14 protein-coding genes and 1 riboswitch are annotated in these 19,249 nt (G+C 55.6%); of the genes, 12 read left to right on the top strand and 2 right to left on the bottom strand.

Features of this window, described 5'->3' with window-relative positions; translation table 11 throughout:
* Positions 1-129: 129 nt before the first annotated feature.
* From sgrR to thiQ, 4 genes are all read left to right on the top strand, one after another.
* Positions 130-1,791, top strand: coding sequence for an HTH-type transcriptional regulator SgrR (gene sgrR, locus ACXI0A_RS04785; RefSeq protein WP_476150117.1), 1,662 nt, complete (start codon positions 130-132; stop codon positions 1,789-1,791).
* 35 nt (positions 1,792-1,826) lie between these two features.
* Positions 1,827-1,922, top strand: a riboswitch (TPP riboswitch).
* A gap of 47 nt (positions 1,923-1,969) precedes the next feature.
* Positions 1,970-2,956 (top strand): thiamine ABC transporter substrate binding subunit, encoded by a 987-nt coding sequence (gene thiB / locus ACXI0A_RS04780; protein WP_476150119.1) that lies wholly within the window; start codon positions 1,970-1,972, stop codon positions 2,954-2,956.
* Complete coding sequence (gene thiP, locus ACXI0A_RS04775) at positions 2,956-4,542, top strand: thiamine/thiamine pyrophosphate ABC transporter permease ThiP (RefSeq protein WP_476150120.1); 1,587 nt, start codon at positions 2,956-2,958, stop codon at positions 4,540-4,542. The genes thiB and thiP overlap by 1 nt, the downstream gene beginning before the upstream one ends.
* Positions 4,526-5,227 carry a thiamine ABC transporter ATP-binding protein ThiQ gene (gene thiQ, locus ACXI0A_RS04770; RefSeq protein WP_479485189.1) on the top strand — a complete coding sequence of 234 codons (702 nt, stop codon included), beginning with the start codon at positions 4,526-4,528 and terminating at the stop codon, positions 5,225-5,227. Before thiP ends, thiQ begins: the two co-directional genes overlap by 17 nt.
* On the opposite strand, the gene ACXI0A_RS04765 is transcribed toward thiQ, so the two are convergent.
* A complete protein-coding gene (locus ACXI0A_RS04765; protein WP_166934030.1) occupies positions 5,224-5,988 on the bottom strand; it encodes a DedA family protein in 765 nt (254 codons plus the stop codon). The two genes, thiQ and ACXI0A_RS04765, sit on opposite strands and share 4 nt — an antisense overlap.
* A 166-nt stretch (positions 5,989-6,154) precedes the next feature.
* On the opposite strand from ACXI0A_RS04765, the gene polB reads away from it, so the two are divergent.
* The 3 genes from polB (at position 6,155) to rluA (ending at position 12,254) form a co-directional block, all read left to right on the top strand.
* Positions 6,155-8,515 (top strand): DNA polymerase II, encoded by a 2,361-nt coding sequence (gene polB, locus ACXI0A_RS04760; protein WP_476150125.1) that lies wholly within the window; start codon positions 6,155-6,157, stop codon positions 8,513-8,515.
* Positions 8,516-8,667: 152 nt separating this feature from the next.
* Positions 8,668-11,574 (top strand): RNA polymerase-associated protein RapA, encoded by a 2,907-nt coding sequence (rapA, locus tag ACXI0A_RS04755; RefSeq protein ID WP_224932468.1) that lies wholly within the window; start codon positions 8,668-8,670, stop codon positions 11,572-11,574.
* Between the two features lie 20 nt (positions 11,575-11,594).
* Positions 11,595-12,254: a bifunctional tRNA pseudouridine(32) synthase/23S rRNA pseudouridine(746) synthase RluA gene (gene rluA, locus ACXI0A_RS04750; RefSeq protein WP_224932467.1), complete on the top strand. Its 660-nt coding sequence runs from the start codon at positions 11,595-11,597 to the stop codon at positions 12,252-12,254.
* A 66-nt stretch (positions 12,255-12,320) separates the two neighbouring features.
* Here rluA and djlA read toward each other — a convergent pair whose 3' ends face one another.
* Entirely contained in the window at positions 12,321-13,133 is an 813-nt protein-coding gene (djlA, locus tag ACXI0A_RS04745) for a co-chaperone DjlA (protein WP_476150127.1), read from the bottom strand.
* Between the two features lie 181 nt (positions 13,134-13,314).
* On the opposite strand from djlA, the gene lptD reads away from it, so the two are divergent.
* The 5 genes from lptD to apaG are packed head-to-tail and all read left to right on the top strand — an operon-like array spanning position 13,315 to position 19,217.
* Complete coding sequence (gene lptD / locus ACXI0A_RS04740; protein WP_224932465.1) at positions 13,315-15,687, top strand: LPS assembly protein LptD; 2,373 nt, start codon at positions 13,315-13,317, stop codon at positions 15,685-15,687.
* A 53-nt stretch (positions 15,688-15,740) separates the two neighbouring features.
* Positions 15,741-17,036 carry a peptidylprolyl isomerase SurA gene (gene surA, locus ACXI0A_RS04735; RefSeq protein ID WP_476150129.1) on the top strand — a complete coding sequence of 432 codons (1,296 nt, stop codon included), beginning with the start codon at positions 15,741-15,743 and terminating at the stop codon, positions 17,034-17,036.
* A complete protein-coding gene (gene pdxA / locus ACXI0A_RS04730; protein ID WP_476150132.1) occupies positions 17,026-18,018 on the top strand; it encodes a 4-hydroxythreonine-4-phosphate dehydrogenase PdxA in 993 nt (330 codons plus the stop codon). Before surA ends, pdxA begins: the two co-directional genes overlap by 11 nt.
* Positions 18,011-18,835 carry a 16S rRNA (adenine(1518)-N(6)/adenine(1519)-N(6))-dimethyltransferase RsmA gene (gene rsmA / locus ACXI0A_RS04725; protein ID WP_224932462.1) on the top strand — a complete coding sequence of 275 codons (825 nt, stop codon included), beginning with the start codon at positions 18,011-18,013 and terminating at the stop codon, positions 18,833-18,835. Before pdxA ends, rsmA begins: the two co-directional genes overlap by 8 nt.
* A 4-nt stretch (positions 18,836-18,839) precedes the next feature.
* Positions 18,840-19,217 carry a Co2+/Mg2+ efflux protein ApaG gene (gene apaG, locus ACXI0A_RS04720; protein WP_084933874.1) on the top strand — a complete coding sequence of 126 codons (378 nt, stop codon included), beginning with the start codon at positions 18,840-18,842 and terminating at the stop codon, positions 19,215-19,217.
* Positions 19,218-19,249: the final 32 nt, after the last annotated feature.

Genomic DNA, 19,249 nt, shown 5'->3' with positions numbered 1-19,249 from the left:
CCACGTCGGCGGAACCGCTGGCAGAGCGCCATTCATTGCTGAATGCCTCCCGCTCTTCCATTGCCTGGCAGTATGCCTCTAATATGGGGCAGGAAAAACTGAGCGATTCTGAGAAGGAGTTCCCCTTTTATGTCCTCTGCGCGACTGCAACAGCAGTTCATCCGCCTGTGGCAAAGCTGCCAGGGGCTGGATCAGGAAACCACATTAAGCGAGCTGGCCGAACGACTGCACTGTTCACGACGCCATATGCGCAATCTGTTGAATGCCATGCAGGATGCAGGCTGGCTGATTTGGCAGGCGGAAGCCGGACGTGGCAAACGTTCGGCCCTGAGCTTCAATTACACCGGCCTGGCACTCCAGCAGCAGCGCGCCGAGGACTTGCTGGATCAGGATCGCATCGAGCAGCTGGTACAACTGGTTGGCGATAAGGATCAGGTTCGCCAGATGATCGCTGCCCACCTCGGGCGCAGTTTCCGTCAGGGCAAGCACATCCTGCGCGTGCTCTATTACCGCCCGCTGCCGAATCTGTTGCCCGGTTCCCCCTTGCGCCGTTCTGAAACTCATCTGGCGCGACAAATCTTTAACGGCCTGACGCGGATAAATGAGGAAAAGGGGGAAATCGAAGCGGATATCGCCCATCACTGGCAGCAAACCTCCCCACTCCACTGGCGCTTCTTTTTACGCCCCGCGATTCGCTTCCACCACGGACGTGAACTGGAGATGGAAGATGTTATCGCCTCGCTGGATCGCGTACGTAGTCAGCCGCTGTTCTCGCATATCGACAAACTTCACTCTCCTGCACCCTGGACGCTGGATATTCATCTGACGCAGCCCGATAGCTGGCTGCCTTGGCTGCTGGCCAGCGTCAGCGCGATGATCCTGCCGCGCGAATGGCCGACGCTGCGACATTTTGCCCGTCAGCCCATCGGCACCGGTCCGTACAGCGTGGTACGCAACCAGCAGACGCAGCTGAAAATCGCCGCCTTTGATGACTATTTTGGCTATCGAGCGCTGATTGATGATGTGTCGATTTGGGTGCTGCCGGAAATCAGTGATGAGCTGGTGTACGCGGGCGTAAAGCTGCAGGGCGAGACCGCCGATGAGAAATCCGAAGAGAGTCGTCTGGAAGAAGGCTGCTATTTCCTGCTGTTCGACCAGCGCTCTGAGCGCGGCAAGGAGCCAAATTTTCGCCGCTGGGTGAGCTATCTGTTCAATCCGATTGCCCTGCTTAATCATGCGGGCGTCGGCTATCAGCGCTACTGGTTCCCGGCATACGGATTCTTACCGCGCTGGCACCATCGCCGCGATCTCACTCCAGCTGAAAAGCCTGATGGATTAACCCAACTGACTATCAGCTGGTACAGCCATCATGTTGAGCATGAAGGGATTGCCAACGCCCTGCGCCCACAGCTGGCCGAACAGGGTGTCGAACTGATCACGCGCGAGTTGAGCTACGAAGAGTGGTTTGAAGGTGCAGGAGAAAGTGATATCTGGCTCGGCAGTGTGAACTTCACTCTCCCGCTCGAATACGCACTGTTTGCCCAGCTCTACGAGCTGCCGCTAATGCACCACTGCGTGCCGATTGACTGGCACGCCGATGCCCAGCAATGGCGACAGAAAACCTTGCCGCTAGCCGAATGGAGCAAGCAGTTGGTCAACAGCGACTTTGTTCATCCGCTTTTCCATCACTGGTTACTGCTGGAAGGCCAGCGCAGCATGCGTGGCGTGCGGCTCAATACGCTGGGTTGGTTTGACTTCAAATCGGCCTGGTTTGCGCCTCCTGAGTTGTGATGCTTTCGCACTGTCACAGAAGTGTCTAAAATAGACCGTTCTCAACGGGGTGCCCTGCGTTTTGGGCTGAGATAAACCCGTCGAACCTGATCCGGCTCATACCGGCGTAGGGATTTGAGATGCCCGCTAACTCAGATCCTTTGCGACTCAACTTTATTTTCTCCTCAAGGAGCGCAAAGTGTTAAACAAAGTTCTGCCCGTATTGCTGTTGGTCTCCGCTCCGGTTTTCGCCGCTAAACCTGTCCTGACCGTTTACACCTATGACTCTTTCTCTGCAGAGTGGGGCCCGGGTCCCGCCGTCAAAAAAGCCTTTGAAGCCGAGTGCGGCTGCGAACTGAAGTATGTGGCGCTGGAAGATGGTGTGTCATTGCTCAACCGCGTGCGTATGGAAGGCAAGAACAGCAAAGCCGATGTGGTGCTGGGCCTTGATAACAACCTGGTGCAAGCCGCCGAGAAAACCGGCCTATTTGCGAAAAGTGCAGTCGACACCAGTAAATTGCAACTGCCCGATGACTGGCATAACGACACCTTCGTTCCGTTCGATTACGGCTACTTCGCCTTCGTCTACGATAAAAATAAGCTGAAGAACCCACCGAAAAGCCTGAAAGAACTGGTCGAAAGCCCGGAAAAGTGGCGTGTAATTTATGAAGATCCACGCACCAGCACGCCGGGGCTCGGCCTGCTGCTGTGGATGCAGAAAGTGTATGGCGAGAAAGCGCCTGGCGCCTGGCAGAAGCTGGCGCAGAAGACCGTCACCGTAACGAAAGGCTGGAGCGAAGCCTATGGCCTGTTCCTGAAAGGCGAAGGCGATCTGGTGCTGAGTTACACCACCTCTCCGGCTTATCACATCATTGAAGAGAAGAAAGACAACTACGCCGCTGCGCCGTTCAGTGAAGGTCACTACCTGCAGGTGGAAGTGGCCGCACAGCTCGCCAGCAGCAAGCAGCCCAAGCTCGCACAGCAGTTTATGCAATTCATGGTGTCGCCTGCCTTCCAGCAGACCATTCCAACCGGCAACTGGATGTATCCGGTAATCAAAAGCGATTTGCCTGCGGGTTATCAGTCACTCACCGTGCCGGCGAATGCACTGCAATACAGCTCAGCCGAAGTGGCCGATCATCGCGCTGACTGGATTCGCACCTGGCAGCAAGCTGTTAGCCGTTAATGCCAGCCTGGTTAATTCCTGGAAGTGTCGTTGCGCTGCTATTGTGCGCAGTGGCACTGCTGGCGTTTGGTGCCTTAGTGGTGGTGGCGCCGGTCACTGACTGGCGCGCCCTGCTGTCAGACAGTTACCTCCACCACGTGCTGGCCTTCTCGTTTGAGCAGGCAATGTTGTCTGCACTGCTCTCGGTGCTGCCGTCGATTCTGCTGGCGCGTGCGCTGTATCGTCGCCGCTTTCCGGGACGTACGCTGTTGCTGCGTCTTTGCGCCATGACGCTGGTATTGCCAGTTTTAGTGGCGGTGTTTGGCTTGCTCAGCGTCTATGGTCGCAGTGGCTGGCTGGCGCAACTCTGTAACCTGCTTGGTATTGATTACACCTTCTCGCCCTATGGCTTGCAGGGCATTTTACTGGCGCACGTCTTCTTTAACCTGCCCCTCGCCACTCGCATGCTGCTGCAGGCGCTGGAAAGCATTCCCGGGGAACAGCGCCAGCTAGCCGCCCAGCTGGGTCTGCGCGGCTGGAACCTGTTTCGTTTAGTCGAATGGCCCTGGCTGCGACGCCAGATTCTGCCCACCGCAGCACTGATCTTTATGCTGTGCTTCGCCAGCTTCGCCACGGTGCTGGCTCTGGGCGGTGGACCGCGCGCCACCACGCTGGAACTGGCCATCTACCAGGCGCTGAGTTTTGATTACGATCCCAGCCGTGCAGCATTGCTGGCACTGTTGCAGCTCGGATGCTGTTTGCTGCTGGTGCTGCTCAGCCAACGCTTCAGTAAAGCCATTCCCACTGGCAGCCAAAATATTCGTGGCTGGCGTGATCCGCAGGATTCCTGGCACGCCCGACTCGGCGACACGCTGTTGATTATCTGTGCGCTGATGCTGTTGCTGCCGCCGCTCGCCGCGGTGGTAGTCGATGGCCTGCGCGGTGGCATCACGGGTGCACTTCAGCAATCCGCATTATGGCAAGCAACCTTCACCTCACTGCGCATCGCCATCGGCGCCGGATTGCTGTGCGTGCTGCTGACGATGATGTTGCTGTGGAGCAGTCGTGAGCTGCGTCAGCGTCAGCGCAACGTGGCGGCACAGGCGATGGAACTGAGCGGCATGCTGATTCTGGCGATGCCCGGCATCGTGCTGGCCAGCGGATTTTTCCTGCTGTTCAACGCCACCCTCGGTCTGCCGCAGCGTGCCGATGGCTTAGTGATCTTCACCAATGCGCTGATTGCCATCCCCTATGCGATGAAAGTGCTGGAAAACCCGATGCGCGATATCAGCGCCCGTTACAACCAGCTCTGTGCTTCGCTGGGCATTACGGGAATTAACCGCCTGAAACTGATAGAACTGCGAGCGCTAAAGCGTCCCATCGCACAGGCGCTGGCGTTTGCCTGCGTACTGTCGATTGGCGATTTCGGCGTGGTGGCCCTGTTTGGTAGCGCCGATTTCCGCACGCTGCCGTTCTATCTGTTCCAGCAGATTGGCGCTTATCGCGGCGCAGACGGTGCCGTTACCGCACTGCTACTGTTATTACTTTGCCTGTTACTTTTTACCCTGATGGAAAAACTGCCGGGTCGCCATGCTGACACTGAATAATCTCACCTACCTTTACCAGCATCTGCCAATGCGCTTCCGTTTTGAGGTCCAGGCAGGTGAGCGTCTGGCGATCCTCGGCCCAAGCGGCGCGGGGAAAAGCACCTTGCTCAGCCTGATCGGCGGATTTCTGCCGGTGAGCCAGGGAACCCTGATGATGAATGGCGTCGATCATACGCGCAGCGTGCCGTCGGCGCGGCCGGTGTCGATGCTGTTTCAGGAGAACAATCTGTTCCCGCATCTCACGGCGCAGCAAAATATGGGATTGGGTTTGCATCCGGGCCTGAAACTGACGCGGGAACAGCAGCAACAGCTGGCCGCCATCGCTGAACAAACCGGATTAGCCGAAATGCTGAATCGCTTGCCAGGCGAGCTTTCCGGCGGTCAACGCCAGCGCGTGGCCCTGGCGCGCTGCCTGCTGCGCGATCAGCCAATCCTGCTGTTGGATGAGCCCTTCTCTGCGCTCGATCCGGCGCTACGTGGGGAGATGCTGCAACTGGTGCGTTCGGTGTGCGAAAGCCGCAATATCACGCTACTGATGGTGTCGCACAGCCTGGAAGATGCTCAGCAAATTGCGCCGCGCAGTCTGGTGGTGGTCGATGGTCGGATTTACTGGGATGGCAGCACGGGGAGCTTGATCAGTGGAGAGAGTGAAGCGGCTGCCATCCTTGGCGTGAAAAAGCCTTAAGCGAAGAACACCTTCCACAACAGATGGCGGAAGATGGGCATCATCGGGTGATACTGAATGGCGATAAATGCCGCCACGCCGATAGCCGCCGCCAGCGGAGCCAACCAGCGTAAGCGCGCCTGCGGCAGATATTTCGTCGCCCAGTCAGTTGTTTTGCCACTGCGCCACCAGCGCCACATCAGCCAAAAGCCCATCCACACCAGTAACGCCACCAGCAACAGTAGCCACTTAAAATTGCCGCCTTGCGCGGCCTGTGGCACATCAATCGCCACACCGGCAAGGATGCCCGGCATCAGATAAGCCGGCGGCCAGAGAATACAGCCGATCAGATTGGGCGGCAGGAACTTGCGCACCGGCAACTCCAGCATGCCCGCTGCCAGTGGAATCAACGGACGCGTCGGTCCGACGAAACGCCCCACCAAAATCGTAAACATGCTGTGTTCATGCAGCGCGTGCTCGGTTTTATCCAGCAGGCCCTGATACTTTTTCAGATATTTCCAGCGGTGCAACGGCCCCTGAAACTTCCAGCCGATGCCATACGAGACCCAGTCACCTATCAGGCAACCGGCAAAACCCGCCGCCCAGGCAGGATAAAGACCAATCTGCCCACTGCCCACCAGCGCCCCGAGGCTGGCCATCAATACGGTACCTGGCAACAGCAATCCCACGAACGCCAGCGACTCAAGGAAGGTCACCAGCGCCACGGCCATCAGCGCGTACTCCAGCGATTGCGAAAACAGATGTTGAATCCAGGCTTCCATAACTATCCTCTGCGGAATATAGAGGCTGGATTGTCCGGAGCCAGCGCCAACCCGTCAAGGCAAGAATTGTAGAACGATGTTGACAGAGTGCTGACAATATCGCCACGCGCAGGCACTGTATAAACATCCATGATATACTTCAGGCAATTCATTTCCCGGAGTTCCCGTGACCGAACCGCGCGCAGGTTTTCTGCTTACCCGCCACTGGCGAGATACCCCAACCGGCAGCGAAGTGGTGCTCTGGCTGGCGACTGATGAGGGCCCGCAGCGGCTGGTACTACCGGCGCAAGAGTCTGTGGCTTTCATTCCAGAAGAATTCCGCCAGCAAACCGAAACGCTGATCCGTGACGAGCGGCATACTCGAGTGCAATCACTGGAACTGAAAGATTTCCGTCGTCGTCCAGTGTTTGGTCTCTATTGCCGCAGCAATCGCCAGCTGCAAAACCTGGAAAAGCGCCTGCGAGAGAATGGCATCGCGGTGTATGAAGCCGATATCCGCCCGCCAGAGCGCTATTTGATGGAGCGTTTTATCACTGCGCCGGTGTGGTTCAGCGGCGAGGTGCGCGGCGATAGCGTGGTCAATGCACGTTTGAAACCCCATCCAGATTACCGTCCGCAGCTGAAATGGGTTTCGCTGGATGTTGAAACCACAGAACACGGTGAGCTGTATTGCATCGGGCTGGAAGGCTGCGGCCAGCGCCAGGTTTACATGCTGGGTCCGCCCAATGGCGATGCCAGTGCGCTGGATTTCGATCTCATCTATGTGGATAGCCGCCCGCAGTTGCTGGAGCAACTCAATGCCTGGTTCGCTCGCCACGATCCTGACGTGATCATCGGCTGGAGCGTGGTGCAGTTCGATCTTCGCGTCCTGCAGAAACACGCCGATCGTTACGGCATTCCGCTGCGCTTAGGCCGCCAGAATCAGGCGCTGGAGTGGCGTGAGCATGGCTTTAAACCGGGCGTATTCTTCGCACAAGCCACTGGTCGTCTGGTGATCGATGGCATTGAAGCACTGAAGTCCGCTTTCTGGGACTTTCCCTCTTTTAGTCTTGAGGCGGTGTCGCGTCAGCTACTCGGCGAAGGAAAATACATCGACAACCCGTGGCAGCGCATGGAAGAGATCAACTGGCGTTTTGCCCATGACAAACCGGCGCTGGCGAAGTACAACCTGAAAGATTGCGAGCTGGTGACGCGCATCTTTCAGCACACCGCCATCATGCCGTTTTTGCTGGAACGCGCCACGGTGAATGGCCTGGCGGTCGATCGTCACGGCGGTTCGGTAGCGGCGTTTGGTCATCTTTATATTCCGCGCATGCACCGTGCAGGATTTGTGGCACCCAACCTCGGCGAAGTGGCACCCGAAGCCAGCCCAGGCGGTTATGTGATGGACTCACGCCCCGGCCTGTATGATTCGGTGCTGGTGCTGGATTACAAAAGCCTTTATCCCTCGATTATCCGCACCTTCCTGATCGATCCGGTTGGCCTGGTAGAAGGATTGGCCCATCCTGATGACGCCGATTCCGTGCCCGGCTTCCGTGAGGCACGCTTTTCGCGCCAGACCCACTGCTTACCGGCGATAGTCGAACAAATCTGGCAAGGGCGTGAAGCCGCCAAGCGCGAGAATAACAAGCCGTTGTCTCAGGCGCTGAAAATCATCATGAATGCCTTTTACGGCGTGCTGGGCACCAGCGCCTGCCGCTTCTTTGATCCGCGCCTTGCGTCCTCTATTACCCTGCGCGGCCACGCCATCATGCAGCAAACTCGCGAACTGGTTGAGGCCGAAGGGTTTGATGTAATTTATGGCGACACCGACTCGACCTTTGTCTGGCTGAAGGGCGCACATAGCGAGACGGAAGCTGCAGCCATTGGTCATCGTCTGGCCCAACAGGTCAACGCGTGGTGGCAGCAGCATCTGCAACAGACTTACGGGCTGGAAAGTGCACTGGAGCTGGAGTACGAAACCCATTTCAGTCGCTTCCTGATGCCGACAATTCGCGGTGCCGAGCAAGGCAGTAAAAAGCGCTACGCCGGGATGATTCGTAAGGACGGCGCTGAACGCCTGGTATTTAAAGGCCTCGAATCGGTGCGCACCGACTGGACGCCGCTGGCGCAACAGTTCCAGCAAAATCTGTATGGCCGTATTTTCCGTGGCGAACCTTGGCAGGATTACATCCGCGAAACCGTGGCGAAACTGCTGGCGGGCGAACTGGATGAACTGCTGGTCTATAAAAAGCGCCTGCGCCGCCCGTTAAAAGATTATGAAAAAAACGTGCCGCCGCATGTGCGTGCCGCGCGCCTCGCTGATGAGCAAAATCGGAAATTGCAGCGCCCGTTACAGCATCAAAATGGCGGATCCATCCGCTATGTGATGGCGACCGCTGGCCCGGAACCCCTGGAAGCGCGCACCACGCCGCTCGACTACGATCACTACGTCACCAAACAGTTACAACCGGTGGCAGATGGCATTTTACCCTTCGTCGGCGATGACTTTGCTACACTCATTACTGGGCAGCTGGGGCTTTTTTGACAGGTGACGAACGCCTTGCCATCCAGTACCATAGCGCCCTTCCTGATCCTCACCGCATAGACAACCTGACCAAACACCCGTTTGGCGGCGATGTATTGCCTGAGTGCAGGTGAACTTTTTTATGGCATGTCAGAGAGTCGAGCTAAAAATATATGGTTTTTACACTGGGTCAGCGCTGGATTAGTGATACGGAAAGTGAACTGGGATTAGGAACGGTGGTGGCGATCGATACGCGCATGATCACCATGATGTTCCCGGCAACCGGCGAAAACCGCCTGTATGCCCGTAATGATGCTCCCGTCACCCGTGTGATATTCAATCCGGGCGACACCATCACCAACCACGAAGGTTGGCAGATGAGCGTCGATGAAGTCCGCAACGATAACGAATTAATGACTTACATCGGCACGCGTCTCGACACCGAAGAAAGCGGCGTGGTGATGCGCGAAGTGATGCTGGACAGCAAACTGGTGTTCAGCAAACCTCAGGATCGTCTGTTTGCCGGTCAGCTCGACCGTATGGACCGTTTTGCCCTGCGTTTCCGCGCGCGTAAATATCAGAGCGAACAGTATCGCCTGCCGATCAGCGGCCTGCGCGGCATGCGCACCAATCTGATCCCGCATCAGTTGCATATCGCGCATGATGTCGGCCGTCGTCATGCGCCACGCGTACTGCTGGCGGATGAAGTGGGCCTGGGTAAAACCATTGAAGCCGGGATGATCATTCAGCAACAGCTGCTGGCAGGCCGTGCCGATCGCGTACTGATCGTGGTGCCGGAAACCCTGCAGCACCAGTGGCTGGTGGAGATGTTACGCCGCTTCAACCTGCGCTTTGCGCTGTTTGACGACGACCGCTACACCGAAGCCCAGCACGACAGCGACAACGCCTTCGAAACCGAACAGCTGATTATCTGTTCACTGGATTTCGTGCGCCGTAATAAGCAGCGTCTTGAATTGCTGGCCGATGCCGACTGGGATCTGCTGGTGGTCGATGAAGCCCACCATCTGGCCTGGAGCGAAGATGCGCCGAGCCGTGAATATCAGGTGATTGAACAGCTGGCTGAGAAAACTGCGGGCGTACTGCTGCTGACGGCAACGCCGGAACAGCTGGGTCTGGAAAGCCATTTCGCTCGCTTGCGTTTGCTTGATCCTAATCGCTTCCATGACTTCGGTCAGTTTGTCGCTGAGCAGCAGAACTATCGTCCGGTGGCCGATGCGGTGAGTTCCTTGCTGGCCGACCACGCTATCAGTAAAGAAGAGATGAACCTGATCAACGACCTGATCGGTGAGCAGGACATCGAGCCGCTGTTGCAGGTCGCGAACAGCGATCGTGATGGCAAAGAAGATGCACGTAAAGAGCTGGTTTCCATGCTGATGGACCGCCACGGCACCAGCCGCGTGCTGTTCCGTAACACGCGTAACGGCGTGAAGGGCTTCCCCAAACGCGAACTGCACCAGATTCGTTTGCCACTGCCCGCGCAGTATCAAACCGCGATTAAAGTTTCCGGCATCATGGGCACCCGTAAGAGCGCAGAAGAGCGCGCACGTGACATGCTGTACCCGGAAAAGATTTATCAGGAATTTGAAGGCGATAGCGGTACCTGGTGGAACTTCGACCCGCGCGTAGAATGGCTGATGGGCTACCTGACCAGCAACCGCAAAGAGAAAGTGCTGGTGATCTGCGCTCAGGCCGCCACTGCGCTGCAACTGGAGCAGGTGCTGCGCGAGCGCGAAGGTATTCGTGCTGCAGTGTTCCACGAAGGATTATCCATTCTGGAGCGCGACCGCGCTGCGGCGTTCTTCGCCTCTGAAGAAGAAGGCGCACAGGTGCTGCTGTGCTCGGAAATCGGTTCTGAAGGCCGTAACTTCCAGTTCGCCAGCCGCCTGGTGATGTTCGATCTGCCGTTTAACCCAGACTTGCTGGAACAGCGTATTGGTCGTCTTGACCGTATCGGTCAGATGCATGACATCCAGATTCTGGTGCCATGGCTGGAGAAAACCGCTCAGGCGGTGCTGCTGCGCTGGTATCACGAAGGTCTGGATGCGTTTGAGCATACCTGCCCAACCGGTCGCACTATTTATGACAGCGAATACAGCAAGCTGATTGAATACCTCGCTGCGCCAGAGAATCCCCAGGGGCTGGATGAGTTCATTGCCGAGAGCCGCAAACAGCACGATACGTTGAAATCACAGCTGGAGCAGGGTCGTGACCGTTTGCTGGAGCTGAACTCCAACGGCGGCGAAGCAGCTCAGGCGCTGGCGAACGCGATTGGTGAACAGGATAACGACACTGATTTGGTGAACTTCGCGCTCAACCTGTTCGATATCGTCGGCATCAACCAGGAAGATCGCAGCGACAGTTTGATCGTGCTGACGCCATCCGATCATATGCTGGTGCCAGATTTCCCTGGCTTGCCGGAAGATGGCTGCACCGTGACCTTTAACCGTAACCAGGCGCTGTCGCGTGAAGACACCCAATTCATCACCTGGGAACATCCGCTGATCCGCAACGGTCTCGATTTGATCCTGTCCGGCGATACTGGCAGCTGTGCGTTGTCACTGTTGAAGAACAAAGCGCTGCCGGTAGGTACGCTGCTGGTCGAGATGGTGTATGTGGTTGAAGCGCAGGCACCGAAAAGTCTGCAACTCACCCGCTTCCTGCCGCCAACGCCGGTGCGTTTGTTGATGGATCGTGCCGGCAACAACCTGGCAGGTAAAGTGGAGTTCGAAAGCTTTAACCGTCAGTTGAACGCCGTGAATCGTCACACCGGCAGTAAGCTGGTCAACGCGGTACAGCAGGAAGTGCATGAGATTCTGACGCAGGCTGAGAAAGTGGTGATTCCGGAAGCACAGGCGATTATCGCAGCGGCGAAAGTCGAGGCGGATGAGAAACTGAGTGCCGAGCTGTCACGTCTGGAAGCGTTGCGTGCGGTCAACCCCAACATCCGTGATGATGAGGTTGAAGCGCTGGAAAGCAATCGCGAGCAGGTGCTGGCGAGCCTCGGTGATGCGGGCTGGCGTCTGGACGCACTGCGTCTGATCGTCGTTACGCACCAATAATCGCTGAAGGCCACTACGACATGTTGATGGAAGCCTACAATCCACCGCTCGAACCCTGGTTACATATTCTGTATCAGGACGAACACATTATGGTGGTCAACAAACCAAGCGGTTTGTTGTCGGTGCCGGGTCGCCTGGAAGAGCACAAAGACAGCGTCATGACGCGCATTCAACGTGATTTTCCTCAGGCGGAATCAGTCCACCGACTGGATATGGCCACCAGCGGTGTGATCGTGGTGGCGCTGAATAAAGCGGCTGAGCGCGAATTAAAGCGGCAGTTTCGCGAGCGTGAGCCGTCAAAGTATTATGTGGCACGTGTTTGGGGCCATCCTGCGGCGGAAGAGGGAGTCATCGATCTGCCGCTGATTTGCGACTGGCCTAACCGACCTAAGCAGATGGTGTGCTTCGAGAACGGCAAATCCGCGCAGACGGAGTACCAGGTGCTGGAGTATGAAGCGAGCCACAGCGCCCGCGTGTTGCTCAAACCGATTACCGGACGTTCGCATCAGCTGCGCGTGCATCTCCTGGCGCTGGGACATCCGATTTTAGGTGACCGCTTCTATGCCCATGAAGAAGCACTGGCCATGGCGCCGCGTCTGCAACTGCACGCGGAGTCATTAACGATTACCCATCCGTCGTTTGGCAACAGCATGACGTTTAAGCAGCCAGCGGATTTTTAATCTGCAGGCAATAAAAAGGGCCGTCAGCAATGACGGCCCTTTCTAATTCAATCTCAACATTCCAGGCTATTTAAATCCCTTCTCCTTACGAATCAAATCGTAAGCCGCCTGAATCTCCTGCGCTTTCTGCTTCGCCATCTCCATCATTTCTGGCGGTAACCCTTTCGCCACCAGCTTGTCCGGATGATGCTCACTCATCAACTTACGGTAAGCGCGTTTGATGGTGGTGCTGTCATCAGTGCTTTTCACACCGAGTACGCTGCACGCATCATCCAGTGTGGGGCCACGCTTCGCCTGTTGATACGCGCCACCATAAGAGGAGCCGCCGCCGCCAAACTGTTGTCCGCCTTCCATCATCCGCAGGAACTGATCGAACTGCGCGCGTGAAATGCCCAGCTCTTCAGCGATGACATACAGCACCTGACGCTCGTTAGGGTGCAGCGAACCATCAGCAAAGGCCGCCTGAATCTGAATTTCCAGAAACATCCGAATCAGATCAAAACGACCGAAGCAGGCGCTACGCAGTTCACGCAACTTGTTACGCAGCGGATAGTCACTTTGCTTGCCTTCACGGAAAGCGCGCTGCGCCGCCGTGCGGGCATCGCCATGCAACTGCATACGATCCATAAATAAGGAAGCAATCTGGATATCTGCCTCAGTGACGCGCCCTTTTGACTTGGTCAAATGGCCCATCACCTGAAAAGTGGTACTGAAAAACAGCGTCTGTCGCGCCTGATTATTGGCGAAATATCCCTGTCCCTTTACGCTACGCACTTTGTCAAACATGTGACCAATGAGCAGACCCAGTACAATGCCCCAGAAGCCTGCTCCAGAAAGTAAGCCGAGAGCCAGACCAATAACTTTTCCCCAGTAGCGCATAAACTCCTCAATTCGCCATGCTTGCGGCTGAAAATTGCATTATCATACCTTTCATTTACTTCAGTGCCTAACAGCAACGCGATCAGACAAGGATTAACACTGGCACAACGCCGGGCAGTAAGTTAGTCTCTGAGCCGATTGTCGGCATGATGCCCGTTCTCATGGAAATCCCGAACCGCGTATGAAAAAACAGATACCTACCCTGCTGGCAACCATGATTGGTGCAGCGCTCTACAGTCAGCAGACGTTCGCCGACGATCTTATGTCGCAATGTATGCTGGGCGTGCCGAGCTACAACCGTCCGCTGGTTAGCGGCGACACCAATTCGTTGCCTGTCACCATCAACTCTGACTCGGCCAAAGGTAACTACCCGAATGACGCGGTGTTTACGGGCAATGTTGATGTGCAGCAGGGCAATAGCCGCTTGCGTGCCGATGAGATGCAACTGCATCAGCGCCAGCAGGATGGACAGACAACGCCGGTGCGTACCGTAGATGCGCTGGGTAATGTGCACTATGACGACAACCAGGTCATCCTGAAAGGTCCGAAAGCGTGGTCCAATCTGAACACCAAAGACACCAACGTGTGGAACGGTGATTACCAGATGGTGGGCCGTCAGGGCCGCGGCGTTGCCGATCAGATGAAACTGCGTGGCGACAACCGTTATACCATTCTGGAAAACGGCAGTTTCACCTCTTGCCTGCCCGGCTCTAATAGCTGGAGCGTGGTGGGTTCCGAGGTGATTCAGGACCGCCAGGAAGAAGTGGCTGAAATCTGGAACGCCCGCTTTAAACTCGGCAATGTGCCGGTGTTTTACAGCCCGTATTTACAGTTACCGATTGGCGATCGTCGTCGCTCCGGTTTCCTGATCCCAAATGCAAAATATGGCAGTAATAACGGCTTCGAATTTATGCTGCCGTATTACTGGAACATCGCGCCGCAGGCCGATGCCACCATTACACCGCATTACATGAGCAAACGTGGTCTGCAACTGCAGAACGAATTCCGCTATCTGACCGTGTTTGGTGCCGGTCTGATGGAACTGGATTATCTGCCTTCAGATAAGCAGTACGACAATGATAAAGCGGTGCGTGGCATCGCTGAAAATGATAACTCAGATCGCTGGCTGTTCTACTGGCAGCATGCAGGCGTTTACGAGCAGCACTGGCGCTTCAACGCCAACTACACCAAGGTGAGCGACCCGTATTACTTCAACGATCTCGACTCGAAGTATTACAACTCTACTGACGGTTACGCGACGCAGAAGTTTAGCTTTGGCTACGCAGACACCAACTGGGATGCGACGCTATCGACTAAAGACTTCCAGGTGTTTGGCAGTACCAGCACGCGTAATATTTATCGTGCGATGCCTCAGCTTGACCTGAATTTCTATCAAAATGACATTGGTCCATTTGATGGTCGAATTTTTGCTCAGGCCGTCAAATTTACCAACGTAAACAGCGAAATGCCGGAAGCCACGCGCCTTCATATTGAACCTACGCTGAATCTTCCGCTATCAAACGGCTGGGCTAGCCTCGATACCGAGGCAAAATTCCTTGCTACGCATTACCAGCAGGATGGCATCGACAATTACAACAGCACGGTGGATGAGAACAGTGCGAGTGGGCAGCTGAAAAATTCTGTCAACCGTACCCTGCCACAGTTTAAAGTGGATGGTCGTCTGGTATTTGACCGCGATATGGATTGGGAGCCGGGCTACACGCAAACGCTGGAGCCGCGTGTGCAGTACCTCTATATCCCATACCGTAATCAGAGCAGTATCTATCCGTACGACTCTACCCTGCTGCAAACCGACTACACCGGTCTGTTCCGCGATCGTACTTACAGTGGTCTGGATCGCATCGCTTCGGCTAACGAAGTTTCAACCGGTGTGACCACGCGAATTTATGATAACGATCTGGTTGAACGTTTTAACGTTTCTGTGGGTCAAATCTACTCGTTTACCCCGTCTCGTACCGGCGTAAACCAGACGAGTGATGAGGATGATACCGGCAGCCTGGTGTGGGCCGGCGATACCTACTGGAAAATCAGCGATCGCTGGGGCGCGCGTGGCGGACTGCAGTATGACACCCGTCTCGATAACGTCGCACAAGGCAACGCCATCCTGGAATACCGTCAGGATGCGGATCGTATGGTGCAGCTGAGCTATCGCTACAGCAGCCCGGAATACGTGGCGCAGGCGTTGAACAACTCCAGCTTGCTGACGAACCCGATCTACAAAAACGGGATTTCACAAGTTGGCGCAACCGCGAGTTGGCCAATTGCCGATGCCTGGTCACTGGTGGGCGGATATTACTACGATACCCGCAACAGTCGCCCTGCTGAGCAGTTAGTTGGCCTGCAGTACAGCTCGTGCTGCTACGCCATTCGTCTGGGTTACGAGCGCAAGATCAACGGTTGGGAAAACAACGACAGTAAGTATGACAACCAAATCTCATTCAACATTGAGCTGCGTGGTCTGAGTTCTAACTATGGCTTAGGCACCAATGAAATGCTGCGTCAGGGCATCATCCCTTACCAGCGCGCTTTCTGATGTTGTGATATTTGACAGGCTATCCCGCAGTGCGGAACAACAATGGATAAAGTATGAAGAACTGGAGAATGCTGATTCTTGGTGTGGCGATTACCGCTAACACTGCGTTCGCAGCCCCACAAGAGGTTGATAAAGTTGCCGCTGTCGTGAATAACGGCGTGGTGCTGGAAAGTGACGTTGATAACATGATGCGCACCGTGAAATCACAGGCGCAGCAGGCACATCAGCAGTTGCCTGATGACAAAACATTGCGTCATCAAATCCTTGAGCGTCAGGTCATGGATGCCATCATTCTTCAGATGGGCGAGAAAGCCGGCCTGCAGGTCAGCGATCAGCAGTTGGATCAGGCAATCCAGAATATTGCCGCACAAAACAAGATGAGCATGGATCAGCTGCGTAGCCGTCTGGCCTATGACGGGATGAACTACAACGCTTACCGTGCGCAGATCCGTCAGGAAATGCTGATTTCAGAAGTACGTAATAACGAAGTGCGCCGCCGTGTAACGATCCTGCCGCAGGAAGTCGATACGCTGGCTGCGCAGGTGGGTTCTCAAAATACCCAAGGTACTGAGCTGAACGTCAGCCAGATCCTGCTGCCGTTGTCAGAAAACCCGACTCAGCAGCAAGTTGACGATCAGGAAGCGCTGGCGCGTCAATTGGTCGGTCAACTGAAAAGCGGTGCCGATTTCGGCAAAATGGCAGTGACTTACTCTGCCGATCCGCAAGCGCTGAAAGGCGGCAACATGGGTTGGGCGAAAATTGAAGAGCTGCCTACCCTGTTCTCGCAAGCGTTGAGCACCGCGAAGAAAGGCGACATCGTCGGCCCAATCCGTTCTGGTGTTGGCTTCCATATTCTGAAAGTGAACGACCTGCGCGGTGAAAGCAAAAACATCTCTGTGACCGAAGTGCATGCGCGCCATATTCTGCTAAAGCCTTCTCCAATCCTCACTGATGCGCAGGCACAAGCGAAGATCGAGCAGATTGCGGCTGACATCAAGAGTGGCAAAACCACCTTTGCTGCGGCGGCAAAACAGTTCTCTGACGATCCAGGTTCAGCTAACCAGGGCGGTGATCTTGGTTGGGCAACGCCTGAAATCTACGATCCAGCCTTCCGTGATGCACTTCTGAAGCTGCAGAAAGGTCAGGTCAGCGAGCCGGTACACTCTTCCTTCGGCTGGCATTTGATTCAGCTGCTGGACACCCGTCAGGTTGATAAAACCGATGCGGCACAGAAAGAGCGTGCTTATCGTCTGCTGTTTAACCGCAAATTTGCCGAAGAAGCACAAACCTGGATGCAGGAACAACGCGCCAGTGCTTACGTGAAGATTCTGGACAACAATGGTCAGTAATTACCGTGTAGTGATCACGCCCGGCGAACCCGCCGGGATTGGTCCCGATCTCACCGTTCAACTGGCCCAACGTGACTGGCCAGTTGAACTGGTGGTCTGTGCCGACGGTAACGTCCTGCGTCAGCGCGCCAACCAACTTGGTTTGCCGCTGACGCTGCGTGATTACCAGCCCGGCGTAGCCGCACAACCGCAGCAGGCGGGTACGTTAACGCTGCTGCAGGTTGATACCGCACAGCCCGTTGCGCCTGGTGAATTAACCGTGGCGAATGGTCACTACGTGCTGGAAACGCTGGCGCGTGCCTGTGACGGCTGTCTCAACGGCGAGTTTGCCGCATTGATTACCGGTCCGGTGCACAAAGGCGTGATCAACGACGCCGGTATTCCGTTTACCGGCCATACCGAATTCTTCGCCGAGCGTGCCGGTGGCGATCGCGTGGTGATGATGCTGGCAACCGAAGAGTTGCGCGTCGCGCTCGCGACCACGCATTTGCCGTTAAAAGATGTCGCTGATGCGATTACTCGCGACAGCCTGCATGAGGTGATCACGATTCTGCATCAGGATTTACAGCAGAAATTCGGTTTACCGCATCCCCATATCTTTGTCTGCGGCCTGAATCCGCACGCGGGCGAAAGCGGCCATATGGGCCGTGAAGAAATTGATACCATTATTCCGGCGCTCGACGAACTGCGTCAGCAAGGTATTCAGCTTACCGGCCCGTTACCGGCTGATACGCTGTTCCAGCCAAAATACTTACAGCATGCCGATGCTGTCCTGGCGATGTATCACGATCAGGGCTTACCGGTGCTAAAATTTCAGGGGTTTGGTCGCGCGGTGAATATCACCCTCGGCCTGCCCTTTATCCGGACTTCTGTCGACCATGGTACCGCGCTGGAATTAGCCGGCCAGGGCAAGGCAGAACCGGGCAGCTTTATCACGGCGCTTAATCTCGCCATCACTATGATCAAGAGCAGTAATGAATAATCGCGTCCATCAGGGGCATTTTGCCCGTAAACGTTTCGGGCAGAACTTCCTGAACGATCAGTACATTATCGACAGCATTGTCTCCGCTATTCACCCGCAAAAGGGAGAAGCCGTTGTGGAGATTGGTCCCGGCCTTGGTGCCTTAACTGAACCGGTGGGCGAGCGCCTCGATGAACTGACCGTTGTTGAGCTGGATCGCGATCTGGCCGCGCGTTTACAGACCCATCCGTTCCTCGGACCCAAGCTGACCATTTATCAGCAAGATGCCATGACCTTCGATTTTTCGGCACTGGCAAAAGAGAAAGGTCAGCCGCTGCGTGTGTTTGGCAACCTGCCTTACAACATCTCCACGCCGCTGATGTTCCACCTTTTCAGCTATACTGGTTCGATTAAAGATATGCACTTCATGCTGCAGAAAGAAGTGGTTAATCGTTTGGTTGCTGGACCAGGCAGCAAAGCTTATGGTCGCCTGACCGTGATGGCGCAGTACTATTGCCAGGTGATTCCGGTGCTGGAAGTTCCACCAGAATCCTTTACGCCAGCACCTAAAGTGGATTCAGCCGTAGTGCGTTTGATGCCTTACCCAGAGCCACCTTATCCGGTCAGCGATATTCGTTTGCTGAGCCGTATCACCACAGAAGCCTTTGGTAAACGCCGTAAAACCCTGCGCAACAGCCTTGCACATTTGTTTACTGCAGGTGCGTTGGATGAACTGAATATTGATGCTTCGCTGCGTGCAGAAAATGTCACCGTGGCGCAGTTCTGCCAGCTGGCGAACTGGCTGGGCAATCATCAGGCTGAAAACCCGGAGAATTGAGTGTATGAGTGAACTGGCCCGCGTCTGTATTCATGTATTGAGTCAATATGTGGAATCACAATCCTTGCCCGACGAGGATCGCTACGTGTTTGCCTACACCATCACCATTCGTAATCTGGGACGCAATAACGTTCAGCTACTTAGCCGCTACTGGCTTATCACTAATGGCAACGGTCGTGAGACTGAAGTTCAGGGTGAAGGTGTGGTTGGCGAACAACCGCACATTGCAGCAGGCGGCGAGTATCAGTACACCAGCGGTGCGATACTGGAAACTCCGATGGGCACCATGCAAGGCCACTATGTGATGGTCGACGATGCAGGTGAAGAGTTTCATGTCGAAATCCCGGTGTTCCGACTCGCGGTGCAAACCCACATACATTAATCCCTCTCCGCCCGGCCTGTCCGGGCGGCGCG

This window comes from Pantoea sp. C1E2 (assembly GCF_056491465.1).
Note: the sequence above shows the minus strand (reverse complement) of the source record. Positions and strands in the feature narration are given on the sequence as shown.

What these genes read in the sequence shown, in the direction of transcription:
- sgrR (WP_476150117.1), top strand. Translation starts at nt 130, where the DNA reads ATGTCCTCTGCGCGACTGCAACAGCAGTTCATCCGCCTGTGGCAAAGC.
- thiP (WP_476150120.1), top strand. Translation starts at nt 2,956, where the DNA reads ATGCCAGCCTGGTTAATTCCTGGAAGTGTCGTTGCGCTGCTATTGTGC.
- thiQ (WP_479485189.1), top strand. Translation starts at nt 4,526, where the DNA reads ATGCTGACACTGAATAATCTCACCTACCTTTACCAGCATCTGCCAATG.
- ACXI0A_RS04765 (WP_166934030.1), bottom strand. Translation starts at nt 5,988, where the DNA reads ATGGAAGCCTGGATTCAACATCTGTTTTCGCAATCGCTGGAGTACGCG.
- rapA (WP_224932468.1), top strand. Translation starts at nt 8,668, where the DNA reads ATGGTTTTTACACTGGGTCAGCGCTGGATTAGTGATACGGAAAGTGAA.
- rluA (WP_224932467.1), top strand. Translation starts at nt 11,595, where the DNA reads ATGTTGATGGAAGCCTACAATCCACCGCTCGAACCCTGGTTACATATT.
- djlA (WP_476150127.1), bottom strand. Translation starts at nt 13,133, where the DNA reads ATGCGCTACTGGGGAAAAGTTATTGGTCTGGCTCTCGGCTTACTTTCT.
- lptD (WP_224932465.1), top strand. Translation starts at nt 13,315, where the DNA reads ATGAAAAAACAGATACCTACCCTGCTGGCAACCATGATTGGTGCAGCG.
- surA (WP_476150129.1), top strand. Translation starts at nt 15,741, where the DNA reads ATGAAGAACTGGAGAATGCTGATTCTTGGTGTGGCGATTACCGCTAAC.
- pdxA (WP_476150132.1), top strand. Translation starts at nt 17,026, where the DNA reads ATGGTCAGTAATTACCGTGTAGTGATCACGCCCGGCGAACCCGCCGGG.
- rsmA (WP_224932462.1), top strand. Translation starts at nt 18,011, where the DNA reads ATGAATAATCGCGTCCATCAGGGGCATTTTGCCCGTAAACGTTTCGGG.
- apaG (WP_084933874.1), top strand. Translation starts at nt 18,840, where the DNA reads ATGAGTGAACTGGCCCGCGTCTGTATTCATGTATTGAGTCAATATGTG.